General features: G+C 42.8%; 19 protein-coding genes. 14 read left to right on the top strand and 5 right to left on the bottom strand.

Annotated elements, in window-relative coordinates; all coding sequences use genetic code 11:
• The 10 genes from BP27_RS0104900 to BP27_RS0104855 all read left to right on the top strand — a co-directional run bounded on the left by BP27_RS0104900 (position 1) and on the right by BP27_RS0104855 (position 9,671).
• The gene (locus BP27_RS0104900) at positions 1-198 is read left to right on the top strand and encodes a CcoQ/FixQ family Cbb3-type cytochrome c oxidase assembly chaperone (RefSeq protein ID WP_027850600.1); all 198 of its coding nucleotides are present in this window, start codon (positions 1-3) and stop codon (positions 196-198) included.
• The gene (gene ccoP / locus BP27_RS15275; RefSeq protein WP_084324519.1) at positions 182-1,189 is read left to right on the top strand and encodes a cytochrome-c oxidase, cbb3-type subunit III; all 1,008 of its coding nucleotides are present in this window, start codon (positions 182-184) and stop codon (positions 1,187-1,189) included. Before BP27_RS0104900 ends, ccoP begins: the two co-directional genes overlap by 17 nt.
• Before the next feature lie 172 nt (positions 1,190-1,361).
• On the top strand, positions 1,362-2,807 hold the full coding sequence (gene ccoG / locus BP27_RS0104890; protein WP_027850599.1) for a cytochrome c oxidase accessory protein CcoG: 1,446 nt from the start codon (positions 1,362-1,364) through the stop codon (positions 2,805-2,807).
• Positions 2,807-3,310: a FixH family protein gene (locus tag BP27_RS0104885; protein WP_027850598.1), complete on the top strand. Its 504-nt coding sequence runs from the start codon at positions 2,807-2,809 to the stop codon at positions 3,308-3,310. Before ccoG ends, BP27_RS0104885 begins: the two co-directional genes overlap by 1 nt.
• A 40-nt stretch (positions 3,311-3,350) precedes the next feature.
• Positions 3,351-5,825 carry a heavy metal translocating P-type ATPase gene (locus tag BP27_RS15270; RefSeq protein ID WP_051610322.1) on the top strand — a complete coding sequence of 825 codons (2,475 nt, stop codon included), beginning with the start codon at positions 3,351-3,353 and terminating at the stop codon, positions 5,823-5,825.
• A 10-nt stretch (positions 5,826-5,835) separates the two neighbouring features.
• Positions 5,836-6,075 carry a cbb3-type cytochrome oxidase assembly protein CcoS gene (gene ccoS, locus BP27_RS0104875; protein ID WP_027850597.1) on the top strand — a complete coding sequence of 80 codons (240 nt, stop codon included), beginning with the start codon at positions 5,836-5,838 and terminating at the stop codon, positions 6,073-6,075.
• Positions 6,072-6,752 (top strand): sulfite exporter TauE/SafE family protein, encoded by a 681-nt coding sequence (locus BP27_RS0104870; RefSeq protein ID WP_027850596.1) that lies wholly within the window; start codon positions 6,072-6,074, stop codon positions 6,750-6,752. Before ccoS ends, BP27_RS0104870 begins: the two co-directional genes overlap by 4 nt.
• A gap of 38 nt (positions 6,753-6,790) precedes the next feature.
• Positions 6,791-8,188 (top strand): oxygen-independent coproporphyrinogen III oxidase, encoded by a 1,398-nt coding sequence (gene hemN, locus BP27_RS0104865; RefSeq protein ID WP_051610321.1) that lies wholly within the window; start codon positions 6,791-6,793, stop codon positions 8,186-8,188.
• 122 nt (positions 8,189-8,310) lie between these two features.
• Positions 8,311-9,093, top strand: a complete 783-nt coding sequence (gene fnr, locus BP27_RS15265) for a fumarate/nitrate reduction transcriptional regulator Fnr (protein WP_084324516.1) — start codon at positions 8,311-8,313, stop codon at positions 9,091-9,093.
• 38 nt (positions 9,094-9,131) lie between these two features.
• Entirely contained in the window at positions 9,132-9,671 is a 540-nt protein-coding gene (locus BP27_RS0104855) for a purine phosphoribosyltransferase family protein (protein WP_051610320.1), read from the top strand.
• A gap of 13 nt (positions 9,672-9,684) precedes the next feature.
• Here the strand turns inward: BP27_RS0104855 and ttcA are convergent, their stop codons facing one another.
• Positions 9,685-10,539, bottom strand: a complete 855-nt coding sequence (ttcA, locus tag BP27_RS0104850; RefSeq protein ID WP_027850593.1) for a tRNA 2-thiocytidine(32) synthetase TtcA — start codon at positions 10,537-10,539, stop codon at positions 9,685-9,687.
• 139 nt (positions 10,540-10,678) lie between these two features.
• Here ttcA and BP27_RS17375 point away from each other — a divergent pair, with 139 nt between their 5' ends.
• Complete coding sequence (locus tag BP27_RS17375) at positions 10,679-11,278, top strand: DNA-J related domain-containing protein (RefSeq protein ID WP_027850592.1); 600 nt, start codon at positions 10,679-10,681, stop codon at positions 11,276-11,278.
• An 18-nt stretch (positions 11,279-11,296) separates the two neighbouring features.
• Positions 11,297-12,397, top strand: a complete 1,101-nt coding sequence (locus tag BP27_RS15260; protein ID WP_160169819.1) for a polysaccharide deacetylase family protein — start codon at positions 11,297-11,299, stop codon at positions 12,395-12,397.
• A 126-nt stretch (positions 12,398-12,523) separates the two neighbouring features.
• Here BP27_RS15260 and BP27_RS0104835 read toward each other — a convergent pair whose 3' ends face one another.
• The gene (locus tag BP27_RS0104835) at positions 12,524-14,119 is read right to left on the bottom strand and encodes a methyl-accepting chemotaxis protein (RefSeq protein ID WP_027850591.1); all 1,596 of its coding nucleotides are present in this window, start codon (positions 14,117-14,119) and stop codon (positions 12,524-12,526) included.
• A 124-nt stretch (positions 14,120-14,243) separates the two neighbouring features.
• Here BP27_RS0104835 and BP27_RS0104830 point away from each other — a divergent pair, with 124 nt between their 5' ends.
• Complete coding sequence (locus BP27_RS0104830; protein WP_027850590.1) at positions 14,244-15,059, top strand: mechanosensitive ion channel family protein; 816 nt, start codon at positions 14,244-14,246, stop codon at positions 15,057-15,059.
• A gap of 171 nt (positions 15,060-15,230) precedes the next feature.
• A complete protein-coding gene (locus BP27_RS0104825; protein ID WP_027850589.1) occupies positions 15,231-16,601 on the top strand; it encodes a KamA family radical SAM protein in 1,371 nt (456 codons plus the stop codon).
• Between the two features lie 13 nt (positions 16,602-16,614).
• On the opposite strand, the gene BP27_RS16685 is transcribed toward BP27_RS0104825, so the two are convergent.
• The 3 genes from BP27_RS16685 to BP27_RS15250 form a co-directional block, all read right to left on the bottom strand.
• The gene (locus BP27_RS16685; RefSeq protein WP_051610318.1) at positions 16,615-17,943 is read right to left on the bottom strand and encodes a PAS domain-containing sensor histidine kinase; all 1,329 of its coding nucleotides are present in this window, start codon (positions 17,941-17,943) and stop codon (positions 16,615-16,617) included.
• Positions 17,931-19,727: an EAL domain-containing response regulator gene (locus tag BP27_RS0104815; RefSeq protein ID WP_160169818.1), complete on the bottom strand. Its 1,797-nt coding sequence runs from the start codon at positions 19,725-19,727 to the stop codon at positions 17,931-17,933. The genes BP27_RS16685 and BP27_RS0104815 overlap by 13 nt, the downstream gene beginning before the upstream one ends.
• 123 nt (positions 19,728-19,850) lie before the next feature.
• Positions 19,851-20,534 carry a SanA/YdcF family protein gene (locus tag BP27_RS15250; protein ID WP_051610316.1) on the bottom strand — a complete coding sequence of 228 codons (684 nt, stop codon included), beginning with the start codon at positions 20,532-20,534 and terminating at the stop codon, positions 19,851-19,853.
• Positions 20,535-20,733 lie beyond the last annotated feature (199 nt).

The raw sequence follows: 20,733 nt of genomic DNA, 5'->3' as shown, positions 1-20,733 counted from the left end.
ATGGATATCAACGTTTTTCGTGGCCTAATGTCAGTTGTCTTATTATTTGCATTTCTAGGCATCATTGCTTGGGCTTATAGTAAGAAGCAAAAGAAATCTTTTGATGAAGCAGCTAACCTGCCTTTTGCTGACGAGGCTGAAAACGACGACCCTAACCAAGATGCAAGCTCATCACTGGAGAATAAAAAGCATGACTAGCCAAGCCATGAGCGGCTTCTGGAGCCTGTGGATCTCAGTAATCACACTGGGTGTGATTGCCTTCTGCTGGTGGCTCCTTTACGGAAACCGCAAAACCGATTCAGCGCAGGCTACTAATGGTGAAGTTGAAACCACTGGCCACGCAGCTGATGGTATCGAAGAATATGACAACCCCCTGCCTCGCTGGTGGTTTCTTATGTTCGTTATCACCATTGTTTTCGGTCTTTCTTACCTAGCACTTTACCCAGGCCTAGGTAACTATAAGGGTTTATTAAACTGGAGTTCTTCCGGTCAATGGGAAGACGAAATGGCCCACGCAGAAGAGTTTTATGCGCCCATTTTTGATCAGTACGCTCAAATTGACGTTCAGACTCTAGCTAATGATCCTGAAGCTATGCAGGTAGCTAACCGCCTTTATCAGAACAACTGTGCAGTTTGTCATGGTTCTTCTGCTCGCGGTGGTTATGGCTTCCCTAACCTAACCAATAACAGCTGGCTTTATGGTGGTGATGTAGAAACCATTCGTCACACCATTATTAATGGTCGTAACGGCCTAATGCCGCCTTGGGTTGATATGTTAGGTGATGAAGGTGTAGACACTATGTCTCACTATGTTCTAGAACTTTCGGGTCTTGAACATGACGCTGCTAAAGCACAAGAAGCAGCACCTATGTTCCAAGCTATTTGCTCTTCCTGTCACGGTACAGATGGTAAGGGTAGTGCAGCTATGGGCATCGATAGCATTGGTGCACCTGACTTAACCGCTAACACTTGGTTGTACCAACAGCCAGGCGAAAGCGTTTATGATTCGGTTAGCTATACCCTGCGTCATGGTCGTAACGGCTTAATGCCTGCTCAGGCACGTTACCTAGACTATGGTGTTGAGCTACCCGCAAACATTAATTCACTGACTTCACAAGAGAAAGCTGAACTAATGCCAAAACTTCACTTGGTAACGGCTTATATTTATAGCCTTAACCAAGGTAAGTAAGTACTAGCTTTAGGGAATGCGGCAGGCTGTCGCATTCCCTTTTGCTTTTTACTGGAGGATAGTAGCAAAATACATATACAAATATTCCTTTCTAAGAAAACCTGAGTTTGTTGCTAACAAGCCAAAGGTTTCAGTTTTACCATAAAGCTAACTCCAGCCTGGTGATGATTGAATGACTGATAAAATTCCTACCCAAGACGTAACTCCTGTAAATGCTGGGAGTAAACGCAAATCTCCCACTACGGGCGGACCACAAAACCAACTTTACGCCAAACGCAAACATATATACGTTAAACGCGTGCAGGGGCTTTTCCAAAAACTGCGTGCTGCTGCTAGCTGGGTATTATTAACAGGCTTTTTTCTAGCCTCATTTATTCCTTATGGCGATCGTCAAGCTTTACTATTTGACCTACCTAACCGCCAGTTTCATTTTTTTGGCACCACTATTTTCCCGCATGACTTTATGCTTTTGGCTTGGCTACTCATTATTCTAGCCTTTACCCTTTTCTTTGTTACTAATTTTGCTGGCCGTGTTTGGTGTGGCTACAGTTGCCCACAGTTTGTCTGGACCTGGATATTTATCTTTGTTGAAGACAAAACCGAAGGTAGCCCTAATCAACGTAAAAAGCTTAACCAAGCACCTTGGTCTGCTAACAAGCTACTTCGCAAGGGAAGTAAACACCTAATTTGGCTGCTGATAGCTACAGCTACAGGGATAGCTTTTTTAGGCTATTTTTCGCCTATTCGTGAACTTATACCACGTGTATTTACCTTTAACTTGGGGCCTTGGGAAACCTTCTGGTTAGGTTTCTTTATTTTCTTTACCTACCTCTTTGCTGGCTGGTTACGGGAACAAGTCTGTATTTATATGTGCCCCTATGCACGCTTCCAAGCTGTTATGTTCGATAAAGACACCCTCATTGTTTCTTACGATGCAGCTCGTGGCGAACCTCGTGGAAGACGTAAAAAATCTGCCGATCCAAAAGAGTTAGGTTTAGGCTCTTGTATTGACTGCGACCTTTGTGTGCAAGTTTGCCCAGTAGGCATCGATATCCGCAATGGCTTACAGTATGAGTGTATTACCTGTGCAGCCTGTATTGATGCCTGTGATCAGGTTATGGATAAAATGAATTATCCAAGAGGGCTAATTCGCTACACTACAGAAGAAGAGTTGGCTGGTCGTACCACCAAGTTTTTGCGTCCACGCCTAATCGGTTACTTCACTGTATTAACGGCTATGGTGATTGCCTTTATTATCGCCCTCAGTGGTAGAGTACCTTTAGAACTAGAGGTGCTTCGTGACCGCAACCAACTTTTCCGTATGATTAATACTGGCGAAATTGAAAACAGCTACCTGATTCGTATTGCCAATAAAGACCAAAAAGAGCATACCTACAAGCTCAGTTTGCAAAACGCTGATGGTATTAGAATAGACTCTCAAACGGTATTCACTTTGGTAGCCAGTGAGGTTCAGCAATACCCTATTCAATTAATTGGTGACCCTAAGCAATTGCCTAAATCACCAGCCGTTGAAATAGAGCTACACCTAGAATCCGAGTCTGATCCAAGTATCCATAGCACTCGTACATCACGCTTCTATATAAGGGCATCTCGTTAATGAGTAGTCACTCTAACAATCAACCTTGGTATAAAAATGGCATGGTTTGGCTGGCGTTTTCGCCGGCCATTGCCGGTGTTTTAACCGGCCTTACTCTGCTAGTTGTTGGTTCAATTAACTATGATGGAACAGTAAACGAAAATTACTATAAGGAAGGCCGGGGTATTAACCAGTCTTTTGAACAAGACCGAGTTGCAGAAAGAAAAGGTTTGAAGGCTAGCCTGAGCTTTGCACAGGGTCAGCTTAATATGGTTTTGGTGGGCGACTTAGCTCCATTTCCAGATCAGCTAGTTGTTTTAATGGAAAATCCTACCCGTTCATCTTTAGATTTTTCTGTTCCTGTGCAACACCTAGGCTCGGGTCGCTACCTTGGCAACCTACCCCAAAAAGTTAACTATGATTGGGATGTAAAGCTTTACGGGCCGCAAAAAGAATGGCGACTCTATGGTCGTGGTCATTTTCCTTTGCAGCAACCTCTAGATCTTTTGCCTAGTAAACGCTAAACATAATTAGCGGTCTTTAGGCCGTTTGGACTTAATCACCATGTCACAGGAAGCATGTTTTCACTGCGGTGAACCTGTTCCAAAAAATAGCCACTTTAGTGTCACTGTTAACGAACAACAAGAAAGCCTCTGCTGCCCAGGCTGCGAGGCTGTTGCTAATGCAATCGTTTATGGTGGCCTAGAAAGTTACTATAAGTTTCGTACTGAGCTACCCGCTCGACCTGAGTTAAGTGAAAGTGAGCTTGCTGAACTCAAGGTTTACGATGCTCCCGAGCTGCTACAAGAGTTTGTTCATGTCAATGAAGAAGGCTTTGCTGAAACTACCCTAGCAATAGAGGGCATTACTTGTGCAGCCTGTGCTTGGTTAATTGAAAACCAAATCAATGGTTTGGAAGGTGTTGAATACACAGGCGTTAACCTCACCTCTCAACGAACTGTGCTGCGCTGGAACTTAAACAAACTTCCACTAAGCAAGCTATTAGCTGAGTTTAAATCCATTGGCTACAGTGCTCAGCCTTGGCAAGCTGATGAGCAGCAAAAAAAGCTAGAAAAAGAACAAAAAACAGCCATACGTCGCTTAATTGTTGCTGCCTTAGGGTCTATGCAAGCAATGATGTTTGGTATTTCCTTAGAAGCTGGCATGCTGGCCAACTTTATGGAACCAGAGTTTATCCTCCTTTTTCAATGGCTCTCTTTCCTAGTCACGACACCCGTCGTTATTTACTCTGCCTGGCCTTTCTTTGCTAGTGCTTTAAATGAGCTTAAAAATCGCCGTTTAAATATGGATGTTCCTGTTTCACTCGCGATAGGTTTAGGCTATTCCGCTAGTGTTTGGGCATTGGTCACTCAAACGGGTGAGCTACACTTTTATGCTATTGCCATGTTCACTTTTTTTCTGCTGTTTGGGCGCTATATTGAAATGCGCACTCGCCACCGTATAGGTAGCAGTGGAAATGCGCTGCAAGACCTAATTCCTCAAGCTGCAATTTTACTCGATGAAAATCAGCAAGAAAGTTTTATTCCTAGCCGTAACCTAAAACCCGGTGATCTAATACTCGTTAAGCCGGGTCATACGCTACCCATAGACGGCGTAATTGTTAGCGGTCGCTCTAGTGTTAACCAAGCTACTATGACAGGTGAATACCTACCTGTAGCTTGCCACCCTGGGCACCAGGTTTTAGCAGGCACACAAAATATTGACAGCCCTCTCACTGTTCGTGTTGAAAAAACAGGGCAAGATGTTCGCCTCGCTAGCATTTCTAGGTTAAGTGAGCGTGCGCTTGCTGAAAAGCCCCGCATTGCCAGTATTGCAAACGAAGCCTCACGTTACTTTGTTGCAGCCTTACTGATTATCTCAACTCTGGTCTTTACTGTTTGGTTAGGTATCGATTCCTCACGAGCTTTTTGGGTGCTAATAGCTTTGCTTGTTGTTACCTGTCCTTGTGCGCTTGCCCTTGCAACCCCTACAGCACTGGCGGTTGCCAACTCCACCTTGGCACGCCAAGGTGTGCTCATCACAAGAGGCCATGTGTTAGAAGGCTTAGCTAAAGCAGATCATGTTATTTTCGATAAAACAGGAACACTGACAGAAGGTAGGCTCGAACTAAAAGCTGTGCGTTGGTTGGGAAGTGCAACTGACCCTAGAAAAAATCAAATTAAAAGCTACGCTGCTGCACTCGAAGCTCAATCTGAACACCCTATTGCTAGAGCCTTTGCTGAAGCGCGTGACCCCAATTTAATGGCAGAATCCATTCAGGCCTTCACTGGCCAGGGCTTAAGTGGAGTTATCGGAGAAAATAAATACCGCCTTGGACGGGCAGACTTTGCTTGGCAAAATGCAGTTTTAACACCGCCCGAAGAAGAAGGTCAGTGGTTACTCTTTGCAGATGAACATACTCCCCTGTGCTGGTTTCATTTAAGCGATCAGTTACGCCCAGATAGCCAAGCAATGCTTGAGCAGCTTAAGTCCCTGGGAATTACCTATGAACTGCTTTCTGGAGACCAAGAAGGCTCGGTAGCAAGCATCGCTAAAGAGTTGGGAATGCTTCACTTCACAGCTAATGCAACGCCCGAGCTTAAACTTGAGCGACTGAAAGAGCTACAAAAGCAAGGGCGTCAAGTAGTAATGGTGGGTGATGGTGTTAATGATGTTCCTGTTTTAGCTGGTGCTCAAGTCTCTATTGCTATGGGTGACTCTACAGACTTAGCTAAAACTAGCGCTGACACCCTGTTACTTTCTAGCCGGTTAATAAAAATTCCACATGCATTTAAAAAGGCACGCTTAACTAGCCAAGTGATAAAACAAAACCTTGGCTTATCCTTAGTCTATAACCTAATTGCCTTACCTGCTGCTAGTATGGGTTTAGTACCGCCTTGGCTTGCAGCACTTGGAATGACAAGCAGCTCCTTGTTAGTTGTACTCAATGCACTACGTTTAAGAGACAAAGCCAGCGAGCAGCGCTTGAGCGAGCAAAGAAAACAAGTGCAAACTCAGCAATCTGCCAAAAGCATTTAAGGGGCAACTTATGAATATATTATTTCTGTTGATACCACTATCTTTAGTGCTACTTAGCTTAGCCATTTGGGCATTTTTTTGGGCAGTTAAAAACAACCAGTTTGAAGACTTAGAAGGACCTGCCTACTCCATCCTTTTTGATGATGACGAGCCCAAAGCTAATAAAGCTGAAAAAACCACTAACCAAGAATCAGAAATAAAAGAATCTGAAACAAAAGAAACACCTACCAAAGAACCCAGTGAGAAATGACTGAGTTATTAAGTGCAGGACTGATTACCGCTTTTATGGCAGGTCTTTTAGGCGGTGGTCACTGCATAGGCATGTGTGGCGGCATTGTTAGTGCTTTAAGTTTTGCTTTACCACCCAGCCGCCGCCACCCCTTGCGTATTGCAGCCTTAATGCTGACTTATAACCTAGGGCGTATAACTAGCTACACCTTGGCAGGCATGTTAATTGGTGGCTTAGGCCAGTTACTTATTGGCGAAATAAAAGCCATTACTCAATTACTTAGCTGGCTGGCCGTGGTCATGCTGGTACTTATGGCATTCTATGTTGGCCAATGGTGGACAGGACTCACCCGTGTTGAAGCCTTGGGTAAATACCTTTGGCGTTACCTAGAACCTTTAGGCCGCAAACTTATGCCAGTGCAAAACCCTGGCCAAGCACTATTAATCGGCTTAATTTGGGGCTGGTTACCCTGTGGGCTAGTTTATTCAATGTTACTGCTTGCATTAAGTAGTGGCAGCAGCTTTAACGGTGGGTTACTAATGCTAGCTTTTGGTTTAGGCACACTTCCTACACTTTTAGCCACTGGCGCTGCGGCAAGGCAATTAACCAGTTTATTGCGCCAACCTGTGTGGCGACAAATATCTGCCTTTCTACTGCTAGGCTTTGCTGGCTGGTTAGCCTGGCCTTTAATCAATTAATGAACTTTCTTATTACTGACTCAATAAAGGGGTAAATCATGGGCGAAATAAACTACAAGGCTTTTGAGTGGAACCCTAAGCTGGTTGATCGTTACAATCTAGCCGGGCCTCGTTACACCTCTTACCCTACAGCACCCCAGTTTCATACTGGCTTCCAATCAAATGAATTTACCCAAGCACTTATCAATAGTAATGCCAGCTCAGCACCCCTTTCCCTTTATTTTCATATCCCTTTCTGCGCTAAAATTTGTTTTTATTGTGGCTGCAATAAAATTGCTACCCGAGACACAGGTCGCTGTGAACCCTATTTAGAACACCTTTTTAAAGAAATGGATTTAGTAGCAAAACACTTAGATACCAGCCGCCCCGTCAATCAATTGCATTGGGGCGGTGGAACACCCACGTTTTTATCCCATGAGCAAATGCGTGAACTTATGTCTGAAACTCGCAAACGCTTTAATTTGCGTGATGATGACCTAGGTGATTACTCTATTGAAATTGACCCTCGAGAAATTCAAGAAGACACTCTAGCCATGCTGCGTGAGCTAGGTTTTAATCGGGTTAGTTTTGGTCTACAAGATTTAAACCCCAAAGTACAAGAAGCAGTCAATCGTGTTCAACCCAGAGAAATGACCGAAGCAGCCATTGTTCAAGCTAGACAGCTTGGCTTTCGTTCATTGAACCTAGACCTTATTTATGGTCTTCCACACCAAACGCCTGAAACTTTTGCTGCCACGCTAGAAGAAGTGATTGAAATTAATCCTGACCGTTTGTCTGTATTTAACTACGCACACTTACCCGAACGTTTTAAGCCTCAACGCCGAATTAATGCAGAAGATTTACCCAGCCCAGATGACAAGTTAAAAATTCTTGAACAAACCATTACTCGTTTAGTTGATGCAGGCTATGTGTATATTGGCATGGATCACTTTGCCAAGCCTGAAGACAGCCTAGCTATAGCCCAACGTGAAGGTCGTCTACACCGGAATTTTCAAGGCTATACTACTCACTCTGAATGCGACCTAGTGGCTATGGGTACTTCCTCAATAAGCCAAGTAGGGCCTACCTATGCTCAAAATGATTACACGACAGAAAGCTACGAAGAAAAAATTGGCCAAGGCAATTTTTCTACCATTAAGGGCATGACACTTAGCCAAGATGACATTATTCGTCGTGCTGCAATTAACCAACTAATATGCCATTTCAAATTAAACGGTGACCTTTTCTCTGAGCAGCATAAAATAAACTTTGCTGACTATTTTGCTAAAGAGCTTAACCTATTAAAACAACACCAGGCCGATGGACTAGTAAAAATAGAGGGCAATCAGCTAGAGGTCACTCCTGCAGGACGTTTACTAGTACGCAGCATTTGTATGGTGTTTGATGCTTATTTAGATAAAAATACCTTAGGGAAAGCATTTTCTCGAATCATCTAAATCTTTAGTACTAGCCTTGACCTTAGCCGACTAAGCATTAGCCCTAGCTTAATTGCCATACCGCTTAACTCATGGTAAAAGTAGTTGCGATATATCAAGATTTTGAACCAGGAGAGTTGGTGATGAACAGCAGATTACAAAAAAAAGGAAGCTGCCTGAACTTAAGTAAAGAGCCACGCTGTATGACTTGTAGTTTAAGTTCACTCTGCCTGCCTTTATCACTTAGTTTAGAAGATATAGACCAGCTTGATAACATTATAAAGCGTCGGCAACCTTTAAAAAAAGGTGATCACCTCTTTAGACAAGGTGATGAATTTGACTCAATTTATGCTGTTAGGTCGGGTAGCTTAAAAAACTACATAATGACTAACGATGGCGAAGAGCAAATCACTAATTTTCATCTGCCCAGTGAGCTTATAGGCTTAGATGGAATAGACTGTGTTTCTTACCCTATTTCCGCTAAAGCTTTAGAAACGACCACTGTGTGTGAAATACCCTATTCAAGACTTCAAGAACTGTCTAACACCCTGCCAGATTTACGCCAGCAAATTTTTAGCTGCATGAGTAAAGAACTGCGTGAAGACAAGCAAATGATGCTGCTTCTTTCTAAAAAAAGTGCCGAAGAAAGGGTTGCCACTTTTTTAGCTAACCTTTCGGCTCGTTTTAAGCGACGAGGCTATTCGCCTTATACCTTCCGTTTACCCATGTCTCGCAACGAAATAGGTAATTACCTAGGCTTAGCGGTAGAAACAGTCAGCCGAGTTTTCACGCGTTTCCAAAGCACAAAAATGATTGCAGTCAATGGTAAGGAAGTTCACATTACAGACCAGCAACAATTATTAGAAGTGGCTGATCTAAATGACTATGATGCAGAGATAGGCAGTAAAATTGCTGCAAACCAGTAAATAATGCATCTAGTTAATAAAAGAAGAGGGCAAGAATTATGCTTGATGAATTTTCGCTTAAACAGCTAGTTAAAATACATAAGGACTTCCCTAAAAAAGGGTCTTATACACGAGACCTTTCAAGTTTACTCAATGAAACTGGCGCACTCCACTTTATAACCAGCGAATTAGCTCAGCGTTATCTGGGCTCTAAAATCAATCGTATTGTTGCTCTAAAAGGTCGTGGCACTATGTTTGCTGCTGTCTTAGCTTATCGACTTAATTTACCACTGGCACTTATTAGAGACTTTGGTGAAGAGCCAGGCGAAGTCTTATTTGAACGTGCGCCTAGCACCCAGGGTGACCGTACCTTAGAAATGCGTCAAGGTATGTTAAATGAGGGTGACAGAGTACTTTTATTTGATGACATACTCGCTAGTGGTGGCAGTTTAATTGCCGCAGCAACGCTTATTCGTCGTCAAAAAGCTGAAGTACACGAAGTCGCTACCTTAATTGACCTTCCCGATAAAGGCGGTAGCGAACGTCTGCTTGAGTTAGGCATTAGTGCTTACTCAATTATGGCCTTTGAAGGCGAATAGCTGCCTTTTCTTCTCAGGCCTCTGTAGCCAAGGTGTTCACTAGCTGTATTCTATCAGCTTGGGCCTTGGCTCTTTCTTCTTCCAAGCCAGCAAAATCAAAAGCACTAGTATCTGCCAACTGAGAGGGTGCAACCTTCTGTAGGGCATTTGCCATGGTTTCAATACGCGCTGGGTACTGTTTTTCCCAATCTGCAAGCATTCCTTTAATGGTCTGGCGCTGTAAGTTTTCTTGCGAGCCACATAAGTTGCAAGGAATAATTGGAAAATCCATTTGCTCAGCAAAGCTTATAATGTCTTTTTCACGGCTGTAGGCTAAAGGCCGAATAACTATATTTTTCTTATCATCAGATAAAAGTTTGGGCGGCATGGATTTTAAACTACCACCAAAAAACAAATTCAGAAACAAGGTTTCTAGCATGTCATCCTTGTGATGACCCAAGGCAATTTTAGTTGCTCCAATTTTTTCTGCAAAACCATAAAGGTTGCCCCGACGCAAGCGGGAGCATAAGCCACAGGTTGTTTTACCTTCAGGAATTTTTTCTTTAACAATACTGTAGGTATCTTTTTCAAGTATATGAAAATCAACACCTAGCTGTTGCAAATAAGCAGGTAAAACTTCTTCAGGAAAGCCGGGCTGTTTTTGGTCTAAATTGACCGCAACCAACTCGAACTGAATAGGGGCACTTTTTTGCAACGCCATTAAAATATGCAAAAGGGTAAAAGAGTCTTTGCCTCCAGAGAGACAGACCATAACCTTGTCACCTTCCTGTATCATGTTAAAGTCAGCAATGGCTTGACCCATTTCTCGGCGCAGGCGTTTTTGTAATTTATTAAACTCTTTTCGGGCTTTAGGAAGTAAATCCTGCATGGCTAGTACCCTTTACTTAATTATAAAAGGCGCAAGTTAACCAAAGTCTCATAAAATGTAAATGGTCAGAAGCGTATTCTAACGCGCTTAGTCCTGCTAATATCCCGACTAGAATAAAATATTTAAGGCCACCTCAGCTATGACAGCGTTACAGGAAACTAGACTTTTTGAAGATTTAATTGAAGTTTTACGCTCCTTTCCCGAAGGCGTTAACGAACATACTCTATTAAAAGCGCTAGATGAAAAAGGAACGATTAAACTTGAACCAGACACTTTTAGTGATAACGTAAAACTCTTTCGCACCCATTTCCTTCTTTACAATGCCCTTTATCAGTTACGCGATGACTTATGGCAAACTGCTAAAGGCCACTTAGAAATTACAGCTGTGCGCTTACAACTACAAGCCTATATACCTGGTAGCCCTGCCCTACAAGAGCATGACCCTATGCGTGACTACTACCTAGACATGGACATGCTTGAAAAAACCACCCAACAAGACATAGAAACAGCATTGAACAACTTTTGGAAACGCTTACACGAGGAAAGTGTTTTTAGTGGTGGTGGACTTAAAGCTAAAGCACTGAAAACCCTGGGTTTACATGAAGGTGTATCGACTAAAGAAATAAAACTTAGCTATCGTAGATTAGCTATGTTGCATCACCCAGACCGAGGTGGCGATGCAGAAAAACTACAAACCATTAATGAAGCAATGGAAGTACTACGCCCCCTGCTTAAATAAATGCTGGAATACCTAACTATGTTATTAAAAAAACTACTACCTCTATTGTTGATCTTAGGCAGCCTAACAGCCCTAGCTAAGGCTGATGAGCAAGAAACTCCCGTTGCCTACTACCATGCTAGCGTGCTGATGTATCATCACATTAGTACTAGCACACCACCTTCTACCAGCACCTCGCCAGCAGATTTTATTCAACACCTCGATATGCTAGAAAAAGATGGCTTTGAAGTTTGGCCAATTGACCGAGTTGCCCGACAAATAAAACGCCGTCGCCCAATGCCAGATAAGGTAGCTGTTATTACTTTTGATGATGGTTATATCAGCGTGTATAAAGAAGCCCTACCTATTTTAAAAGAAAGAGAACTACCTTTTACTATTTTTGTAAATGCCGACCCAATCAATGAAAAGCGCCCTTTGTATATGAGCTGGGCTGAGTTGAAGGAGGCTCAGGAGGCTGGTGGAATCATTGCTAACCATACTTTAAGTCACACCCACCTCATTCGTAAACTAGACGATGAAACTGAAGAAGCATGGCTTAAACGGGTTGAACATGAAATAGCCGCTAATCAACAAGAAATTATTAAGCACTTAGGTAGCGCACCCAAAATTTTTGCCTACCCTTATGGCGAATATAATCCTGAAATTCAAAAGCTTGTTCAAAAAATGGGCTATATAGCTTTTGGGCAACATTCTGGTGCAGCTAGTCCTTACACCAATATAACCAGCCTTCCACGCTATGCTGCTAATGGAACCTCAGCTAACCCTACTAGCCTGCGCACCAAGCTACATGCCTTACCCTTTCCTGTTGTTAATGAGGAACCTGTAACTGCCGTGTTAGATGGTAGTAATCGCCGCCCCAGTTTAAAGCTAACAGTCATGCCCGGAGAATACCGAATCAAGCAATTTCGCTGTTATGGACCGAATGCTGAACTGCTGCAAGTGAGTAGAAAGACCCTTGCAGATGGCAACTTAGAAATTAATGTTACTTCTGATAAAGACTTACACACGGGACGACCCCGCTACAACTGTACTGCACCTCACAAAACCCAAAATCGCTATTTCTGGTTTACCCGTCAATGGCTAATGCCTCAAGCTAACGGTGATTGGTACAACTACTAGCTTAACCAGTAGCTCAATAACTCAAATAACTAAGCCCCCGGTCTCTGTCAAGCTAGCTTATTCAGTTAAACTAGGGGCTTTTATATTAAAGGCTTTGTTTAAAGCTACTAAAAAACAGAGACTCACTTAGGTTTCAAAATGATCTAGCTGTTCATTCAGCTGCCCCACTTCTGTTTGAATTAGCTTGCTGGTACTGACTACCTTCTCAGCTGCCTGGCTATTACTGTCTGCAATACCTGCAATATGTACTAGGCGTTGATCTATATCTTGAGCCACCTGATGCTGCTGCTCAGCTGCTGCAGCTATTTGTGTGTTCATACCACGAATCATATCTACCGCGCCCACTATCGCTTCTAGGGCAGTGGTAGCTTCTTCTACCTGCACAACATTGCTTGCAGCTTCCTCAGAGTAAACCACCATTGCTTTGGAAGCTTTACCAGCTTCTGCTTGTAGATTGGCGACTATAGTTTCTATTTCACCTATAGAGTCACGAGTACGGCTAGCTAAGTTACGTACTTCATCAGCTACTACCGCAAAGCCCCTTCCGGCTTCACCCGCCCTTGCAGCTTCTATGGCTGCATTAAGTGCCAGCAGGTTAGTTTGTTCTGCTATGGCAGTTATTACTTCTAGCACTGTACCCGCTGAGTTGGTTTCTTCACGTAGTTCTTGTAAATCTTTAGCGCCTTCTTTTAAATTATTCGACAAGTGCTTAAGCTGCTCTGCTGTTTGCAGTACTAGCGCTTGACCTGTTCTAGCTTGATCGTCTGCTGCATCGGCTGCATCTGCCGCGCTGGCTGCATGGTTAGCTACTTCAGCAACCGTTGCAGTCATTTCATTCATGGCCGTTGCAACCTGATCTAAATCTTCATGCTGTTGCCTAACGCCCTCACCTGTAGCCTGAGCAGCTGTTACCACTTCTTTTACGTGTTGACTGGTTGTTTGTGCTGTTTGCTTGGTTTGCACCATTAAACGCAAAACTTCTTCTTGCATTCGGTTATAGGCAGTAAACATCTGCCCAATTTCATCTTCTTTATATTTAACCTGCATGCGCATTTTAAAGTCGCCCTCACCCACCCGACGCATACCAGCTAATAAAACTTGAATGTTATCCATCAGTTGGCTCATACCAAAAATACGCCCAAACACTACCAATACTAAAATAATGGTGACACTTCCAAAGGCTAGCCATACTTGAAATTTTTGACTAGTTTCAGCCTTGCGTGTCATTAAAACTACCGCATTATTCATTTCTTTTAATAGCTGCATAGACTGGTCTTGAAGCCTTTGAATACTTTTACTGTCTTGCTGAACTAAAGCCTGGTCCAACCTAACTTTCATTTGCTGCCAGAGTTGATCAACTTGCTGCATTTGTTGCTGTATTTCTGAATCATCAAAGGCTGTTATATCTCTATCACGGTTTCCAGCAATCAAATCTTTATGGGCAGTCTCAAAACTAGCTACCGTTTTATCTAGCACGGTTTTATTTTCAACCTTACCAATAATTAACAAGGCTTCTTTGGTCATTTTTTGGCTTAGCATTCGCTGCGCACCGGCCACATTAATTGTTTCAGGTGAAACAGAGAGACTCATATAAAGAGAGATAGAAGCAGTGGAAGCCAATAAAAAAATTAAGGCATAAGAAAATAAAAACTGCTTATCCAGCGTTTTTAAGCCAAAGGCACGTAAAACTGTTGTTAGGAAGGTTGCGATCAAGTTGCTCATAAGCAGGCCTCTTAGCTGGCATTTGTAATTAGTAGGGCTGGCTAAGGTATAGCCTATAAATTCCTTTTAACCAATGCCTTTGGTCATGTTAGTCTAGATTTAACTTTATTTTTGAGGAATTTTGATGGACTTTTTAATAAGTGAATCGGGTAGCTTAACACCTGAAGCTTGGTTAGCTATAAACACTCTTTGGCCTGCCCTAGCAATGCTCGTTGGTGGGTGGATAGCAATTGGCTGGCTACGTAAGTTAATGGTAAAACTACTAACCAAAAAAATGGATAGCGCTACTGCCCATTTTCTAGACCAAATAGTGCGTATTCTATTGTTAATAATGCTTTTTATGGCAACTTTAAGTCAGCTAGGTATCAACACAACTTCTTTACTTGCTGCCTTAGGTGCTGCTGGCTTAGCTATAGGTTTAGCATTAAAAGACTCTTTGCAAAACCTTGCTTCTGGCTTTTTATTGGTTGCACTCAAACCTTTCAAACAAGGTGACTATATAGAGGGCGCAGGTACTGGCGGCAGTGTAGACAGACTCACCCTGTCTCACACCTACCTAAAAACGCCTGATAACAAAACAGTCATGATCCCCAACTCCTCATTAATTCACAGCAACCTAGTTAACTACTCAACTGAATCTAAGCGTCGTTTAGACTTGTTTGTTGGAGTCAGCTATGACGATGATGTACGCAAAGTTAAAGACTTGTTACTAGAGCTTGCTAACGCTGATGAACGCAGCATAAAAGACCCAGCACCCCTAGTTGCTATTCTTAACTTTGGTGAAAGCTCAGTCGATTTCACCCTTAGAATTTGGGTCAATTCTGCTGATTTCTGGGCATTAAAATGGGACTTAATGGAGCGAATTAAAATTTCTTTTGATGAACAAAAAATCACCATTCCTTACCCGCAAAGGGTTTTTCATCAAGCAGAAAAAAGCTAATCGCTAGTTTGTCAGCCCAGCCTTTAACGCAAATATTTTTGCATTAAAGGCTTTTTTTGGGTCTAAAAGCTATAAAGCCCTCTTTAACTTGCAAATATTTGCCTTCTTGTGTAAAAGTCTCTCCCAATAAATATAGATTATAAATATTGTGCTCTACCGAGGAGACGGACGATGAATCAACACACAACTCTAACTACGCCTTTTATTGAGGCCCGCCCCTTCAAAGTTTATACCCAGCGCCAGCTCGATAAAATTGAAGCCTTAAAAAACCTACCTGAAGACCTGCGCTTTGATATGCAGGTTGTTAGCCAAGTGCTTCCCTTTCGTGTTAACGATTATGTTATTGATGAGCTAATTGACTGGCAAGCTGTACCGAATGATCCCGTTTTCCAGCTAACTTTTCCTCAACGTGGCATGCTAAAACCAGAACATTTTGATGAAGTAGCTGAGCTGTTAAAAAACCAAGCCCCCGCTGCTGAGTTAAAAGCTGCTGTTGAGCGCATTCGTGAAGATTTGAACCCTCACCCTGCAGGGCAAATGGACATGAATCTACCGATGTTAAATGGCCAACCCTTACCTGGTATGCAGCATAAATACCAAGAAACTGTTTTGTTCTTCCCTAGCCAAGGCCAGGTTTGCCATAGTTACTGCACCTTTTGTTTCCGCTGGGCACAGTTTGTGGGCGATAAAGACCTACGTTTTTCATCTAACGAGGCTGAAACACTGCATGCTTACTTAGCTGAGCACAAAGAAGTGACCGACCTGTTATTAACCGGTGGTGACCCTATGGTGATGAAAGCTAGGCACCTGCGCATGTATTTAGAAGGCTTAATGAAGCCAGAACTAGACCATGTACAAAATATTCGCATTGGATCGAAAAGCCTTTCTTTCTGGCCTTACCGTTTTGTAACCGACGAAGATGCCAAGGATATTTTGGAGCTTTTCCGTGAACTCATTGCTGCGGGTAAGCATATTGCCTTTATGGCGCACTTTAATCATTGGCAAGAAATGGATACCCCTGTTTGCCGTGAAGCAGTCAAGCGTATTCGTGCCACGGGTGCAGAAATTCGCACTCAAGCACCTTTGTTACGCCACATAAATGACGATGCTGATCAATGGGTTAAAATGTGGAAGGTGCAGGTACAGCAGGGCATGATTCCTTACTATATGTTTGTTGAGCGTGATACGGGCGCTAGGCATTATTTTGAAATACCCTTAGTGGAAGCCTGGGAGATTTACCGTACAGCCATGAAGCAAGTGCCTGGCTTGTGTCGTACTGCGCGTGGTCCATCCATGTCTGCTGACCCTGGTAAAGTTGAAATTCAAGGGGTGACTGAAATTCATGGCGAAAAGGTTATGGTATTGCGTTTAATTCAAGGGCGAGATGCTGACTGGGTACAAAAACCTTTCTTTGCTAAGTATAACGACCAAGCAACCTGGCTTAACCACCTAGAACCTGCATTAGGTGAAGAAAAGTTTTTCTATGAAGATGAACTAGCAGCCATGGAAGAAAGCAAAGCAGCTTTAATTGCTAAAGCTTAACCAAGCAATCACTTTATATCTGGCTAGGGAAGGTCAGTATAAAGTTGCTACCCTGGCCTAACTCACTGGTCAATTGAATACGCCCACCTAAGATACCCGTAACAATATTGTGTACTAGGTGCAAACCTAAGCCCGTACCGCCTTGACCTATCTTAGTGGTAAAAAACGGATCAAACACCTTTTTTTGTAAACCTTCACTCATACCCGCACCATTATCTTGCACACTTAACTCAACTAACGACTGATCGCTAATTAAGTGAGCTTTAAGAGTAATTAACCCTTGTTCTTGGTTTTCAAAAGCATGCAGAAGAGTGTTTTGAACTAGGTTAGTAATAACCTGCCCTAACGGGCCAGGATAGCTCGTTATCTCAATGCTTTCAGGCACATCAATGAGCACTTCATATTGGGTGTTTTTTAATAGTGGCTGTAAAAGCGTGATTGCCTCTATTAGCACTTTGTTTAAGTTGAACTGCCTTAACTGAGAGGTTGTTCTATCAACAGCAACCTGTCTAAAGCTACTAATCAAGCCCGAGGCTCTTTGTAAATTACGCTGCAAAATAGCTAGCGACTGTCCACTTTCAGTTAAAAAATCTTCTAAGGTTGAGCGCATTAAACCCGCTTGCAAAGCATGGTTTAAGTTTTCTATATCTTTACCTAAGGTTGTTGAAGACATAAGCGCATTACCTAGCGGTGTATTTAGCTCGTGAGCAACACCAGCAACCAAGGAGCCCAAGGCAGCTAACTTTTCTGATTGAATTAAATCTTGCTGGGCTTTTTCTAGGCTTTGTAAGGTTTCTTCTAACTTGGTGTTGGCTTGTTTTAAATCGAAGGTGCGCTGTTCAACTCTATCTTCCAAGGTTCGGTTCAGTTCCCTCAGCTGCTGCTGCATTTGGTAGTTGCTAGAAATATCTTCATAGGCAATAACCAGCATTTGTCGCCCTTTAACCAACCGTGTTTGAGAAGACAGAGAGCCTAAAAATTCTTCTCCATCAGCTCGCCTCATCCAAACATTAAATTCTTTAACAGCTAGGCCAGCATGTGCTTGGTGTATCAGCCTTGCTCTATCACTAGCAGAAACCCACCAAGAAAACTCACCCGCCTTAATACCTGCAACTTGCGCCTCAGGAATTTGAAACTTTTTAATCCATGCAGAGTTCACCCGTTCAGTGGCATAGTCGCCATCTAGCCAATAGCCCACTAATAAAGGAGTCGGCGAGGTGTCAAAAATTGATTCCAGTTGAATTTCGCGTGCTTTTAAGGTTTTTTCACGCTGCATAACAAATAATAAAGCCAGCAGAAGCGCACCGCTAAGAAATAGAATACTAGCAATCAGCAGTCCCACTGATCTATCCACTCCAGTAAAGCGTCTAAGGCTAGTGGTCGAGCTATTAGGTAGCCTTGCCCTTCATGGCAGCCCAAAGCTTTTAGCTCTTCTAGTTGTGAGTTGGTTTCTATGCCTTCAGCTAAAACCTGTAGGTTTAAACGCTGACCTAGCCCAATAATCATTTGTACAATTCTTTGGCCTGAGTCTGAAGCATCAAGTTTTGCAACAAAGCTGCGGTCAATTTTCAATCTATCCGCACTGAGTTTTTCTAAGTAAGAAAGTGAAGAAAAGCCAGTACCAAAATCATCAATTGAAAGTGTAACCCCCAGCTGTTTTAAGTAGGTAAACTTATTTTCAACTTCAAGAGAACCGAGTACACCTACTGACTCAGTAATTTCAAGGTCTAAATTTTGTCCACTTACGCCACTATTTTTTAATGCCTTAGCAACTTTTGTTTCAAAATCTGGCTGATTAAACTGAAGGGCTGAAACATTCACTGCCATACGAATGTTTGGAAACTCAGGGAGCAACTCTTGTAAGTCAAGTAGAGCCTGCTGTAGAACCCAGTCGCCCAATTTAATGATTAAGCCAGACTGTTCGGCAAGGTGAATAAACTGATCCGGCGGAATGCGTTGCCCACCAGCAGGGTGCCAGCGCACTAAAGCCTCTACACCTAAGAGTTGACTGGTCGCCAGATCAATTTGCGGTTGATATTCTAAAAATAGCTGCCCTAAATCTAAATCACGCTTTAGGCTTCGTAACATTTGTGAATGATAACGTAGCTCTTCAACCATGGAAGGATTGAAAATAACACAGCTACCATGCCCTTGGTTCTTCGCTCGCTTCAAAGCCATGGTGGCATAACTAAGTAGCTCATCACCTGTCATACCTTCTGTACAGGTAGCAACACCTATACAAAAGCTTAAAGGGTGTTCTATATCGTCAAATAAAATAGGCTCAGTCAGTGATTCTCTAGCCTTTAACTGTTCAGCATCACCCTTGTAAACTAAAGCAAAATGGTCTGCGTTTAATCTAGCAGCAACCACACATCCTGCTTGGCTTTCTAAACGCCGTGCAAAGGCTTTTAAAAGCAGATCACCTTGGCGTGTTCCAAAGGTATCGTTCAAAACAGAGAATTGGTTAAGGTCAATCAAAGCTAGCTGTAGCGACTGCTCATCTTGGTCTAAGCAGATGCCTAGCTGCAGGTCTAGCATGTTTATCAAACCATTACGGTTAAGCAAGCCTGTTAAGGCATCATCATAAGCGAGAGTCACTAGCTCTTCATACAGCAGGTAACTGCGTAGAGCCGTCATCATAATAACGTGCAGCTTGTCGTGCGTTAGCTCTGTTTTGGTTTTGTAGTCGTTAATGTCATAACGCGCAACCGTCTGCAGTTCTGGAGCGTAACCCGGCTGCCCTGTTCTCAAAATAATTCGTAGGCTTTGCAAACCTAGATGATGACGAATTTGCCCAATTAAGTTTAAACCTGCCTGCTCGGTTTCCATCACCACATCTAGGAGCATCACTGCCGTATCTGGGTGGGTTTGGAGTAGGTAATAAGCTTCTTCGCCTGAGTAGGCATCAATAAACTCTAATCTTCGCCCTTTAAACCGCATATTTTTTAAAGTCAGGCGTGTAGCCAAATGAATGTCTTCATCATCATCAACAATCAAAACTTTAAACACCGCAGCAGGGTCATCTTGGCTTGCATCTGCCGAAGTTTCTAACTCGTCGGTAAAGTAGAGCAATTCATCATTTTCTTTCGATGTTGAACTAGTAGTGGAGAAAGATAGTAAATTCATAAGCTGCTCATTAATACCACATAAATAGGCTGACATTTAGATAATCTAGGCAACTTAGAGCAAAAGGTCTAGTTTCTTGTCGCTATTTTCTTGTCACTAAAGATTACTTGTTATTAATGCGTATTAGTTTCCAAGACTAATTGGCTGAGGGTCACCTAAAATACGTGGTTCTCTTTGCCAAATATACAGATCACCGAGGGTTTTTAATCTAGCGGCTATTTCTCTAAACCACACTTTACGCATGGCCGACCATTCTGGCCCTTCAGCTGCACAACCACTCGTTTCTATACCTAGGTTATCAGCAATAAACAGTGCGCGTGGCAAATGGTAGTCTTGAGTAATCAACAGCAGTCGGTGTAGGCCATAAATATCTTGACTACGTTTTAAGCTATCAAAGGTGCTAAATCCGGCTGCATCTAGCGTCATTGCTGCCAAGGGTACTCCTCTATCTAACAAATCCTGCTGCATTTTGGCAGGCTCGTTATAGTAAAGGCTTCGGTTATCGCCCGACAAAAGCAAATGCTCTACTTTACCCTGCTGATAAAGCTCTGCAGCTAAATCAATTCGCCCGTAATAGTGCGGATTGGCGCGACCTGAACGTAAGAACTGGCTAGTACCAAACACTAGTGCAACTTCAAAGTCGCTAGAACAGCCTTCTCCTGGCTGAATAACCCTCTCTGAAGTCATACCCACCAACCAAGCATTGCTGGCTAAAAGAAACACTAAACAAAAGGCAGTAAAAGCTACAAAACGCCACCAGCCTAAAATGAACTGGCCTAGAGTGGGCTTAGTTAATTTCTTTTTCATCTTGGCTCCCAACTCTAATCTTATGATGTATTCTATTCACCCAACCATAAAGTATCGCATGTATTTGTTATTTAGTGACCTGGATTCAACTCTCAAGTGCAACTCATTAAACTAGGATTGGATGGCAAGCTGCTGTAGCATCTTATGCTTTTCAATCGACCAAGAATGAGAAGCAAACATGAGACACTACACACAGCTC

This window comes from Marinospirillum insulare DSM 21763 (assembly GCF_000686905.1).
Lineage (GTDB): Bacteria > Pseudomonadota > Gammaproteobacteria > Pseudomonadales > Halomonadaceae > Marinospirillum > Marinospirillum insulare.
This window is presented reverse-complemented; position numbering and strand designations above follow the sequence as displayed.

Bases quoted from the DNA above. Each gene is read 5' to 3' on its own strand.
- BP27_RS0104900 (WP_027850600.1), top strand. From the start codon at position 1: ATGGATATCAACGTTTTTCGTGGCCTAATGTCAGTTGTCTTATTATTT.
- ccoG (WP_027850599.1), top strand. From the start codon at position 1,362: ATGACTGATAAAATTCCTACCCAAGACGTAACTCCTGTAAATGCTGGG.
- BP27_RS0104885 (WP_027850598.1), top strand. From the start codon at position 2,807: ATGAGTAGTCACTCTAACAATCAACCTTGGTATAAAAATGGCATGGTT.
- BP27_RS15270 (WP_051610322.1), top strand. From the start codon at position 3,351: ATGTCACAGGAAGCATGTTTTCACTGCGGTGAACCTGTTCCAAAAAAT.
- ccoS (WP_027850597.1), top strand. From the start codon at position 5,836: ATGAATATATTATTTCTGTTGATACCACTATCTTTAGTGCTACTTAGC.
- BP27_RS0104870 (WP_027850596.1), top strand. From the start codon at position 6,072: ATGACTGAGTTATTAAGTGCAGGACTGATTACCGCTTTTATGGCAGGT.
- hemN (WP_051610321.1), top strand. From the start codon at position 6,791: ATGGGCGAAATAAACTACAAGGCTTTTGAGTGGAACCCTAAGCTGGTT.
- fnr (WP_084324516.1), top strand. From the start codon at position 8,311: ATGAACAGCAGATTACAAAAAAAAGGAAGCTGCCTGAACTTAAGTAAA.
- BP27_RS0104855 (WP_051610320.1), top strand. From the start codon at position 9,132: ATGCTTGATGAATTTTCGCTTAAACAGCTAGTTAAAATACATAAGGAC.
- ttcA (WP_027850593.1), bottom strand. From the start codon at position 10,539: ATGCAGGATTTACTTCCTAAAGCCCGAAAAGAGTTTAATAAATTACAA.
- BP27_RS17375 (WP_027850592.1), top strand. From the start codon at position 10,679: ATGACAGCGTTACAGGAAACTAGACTTTTTGAAGATTTAATTGAAGTT.
- BP27_RS15260 (WP_160169819.1), top strand. From the start codon at position 11,297: ATGTTATTAAAAAAACTACTACCTCTATTGTTGATCTTAGGCAGCCTA.
- BP27_RS0104835 (WP_027850591.1), bottom strand. From the start codon at position 14,119: ATGAGCAACTTGATCGCAACCTTCCTAACAACAGTTTTACGTGCCTTT.
- BP27_RS0104830 (WP_027850590.1), top strand. From the start codon at position 14,244: ATGGACTTTTTAATAAGTGAATCGGGTAGCTTAACACCTGAAGCTTGG.
- BP27_RS0104825 (WP_027850589.1), top strand. From the start codon at position 15,231: ATGAATCAACACACAACTCTAACTACGCCTTTTATTGAGGCCCGCCCC.
- BP27_RS0104815 (WP_160169818.1), bottom strand. From the start codon at position 19,727: ATGAATTTACTATCTTTCTCCACTACTAGTTCAACATCGAAAGAAAAT.
- BP27_RS15250 (WP_051610316.1), bottom strand. From the start codon at position 20,534: ATGAAAAAGAAATTAACTAAGCCCACTCTAGGCCAGTTCATTTTAGGC.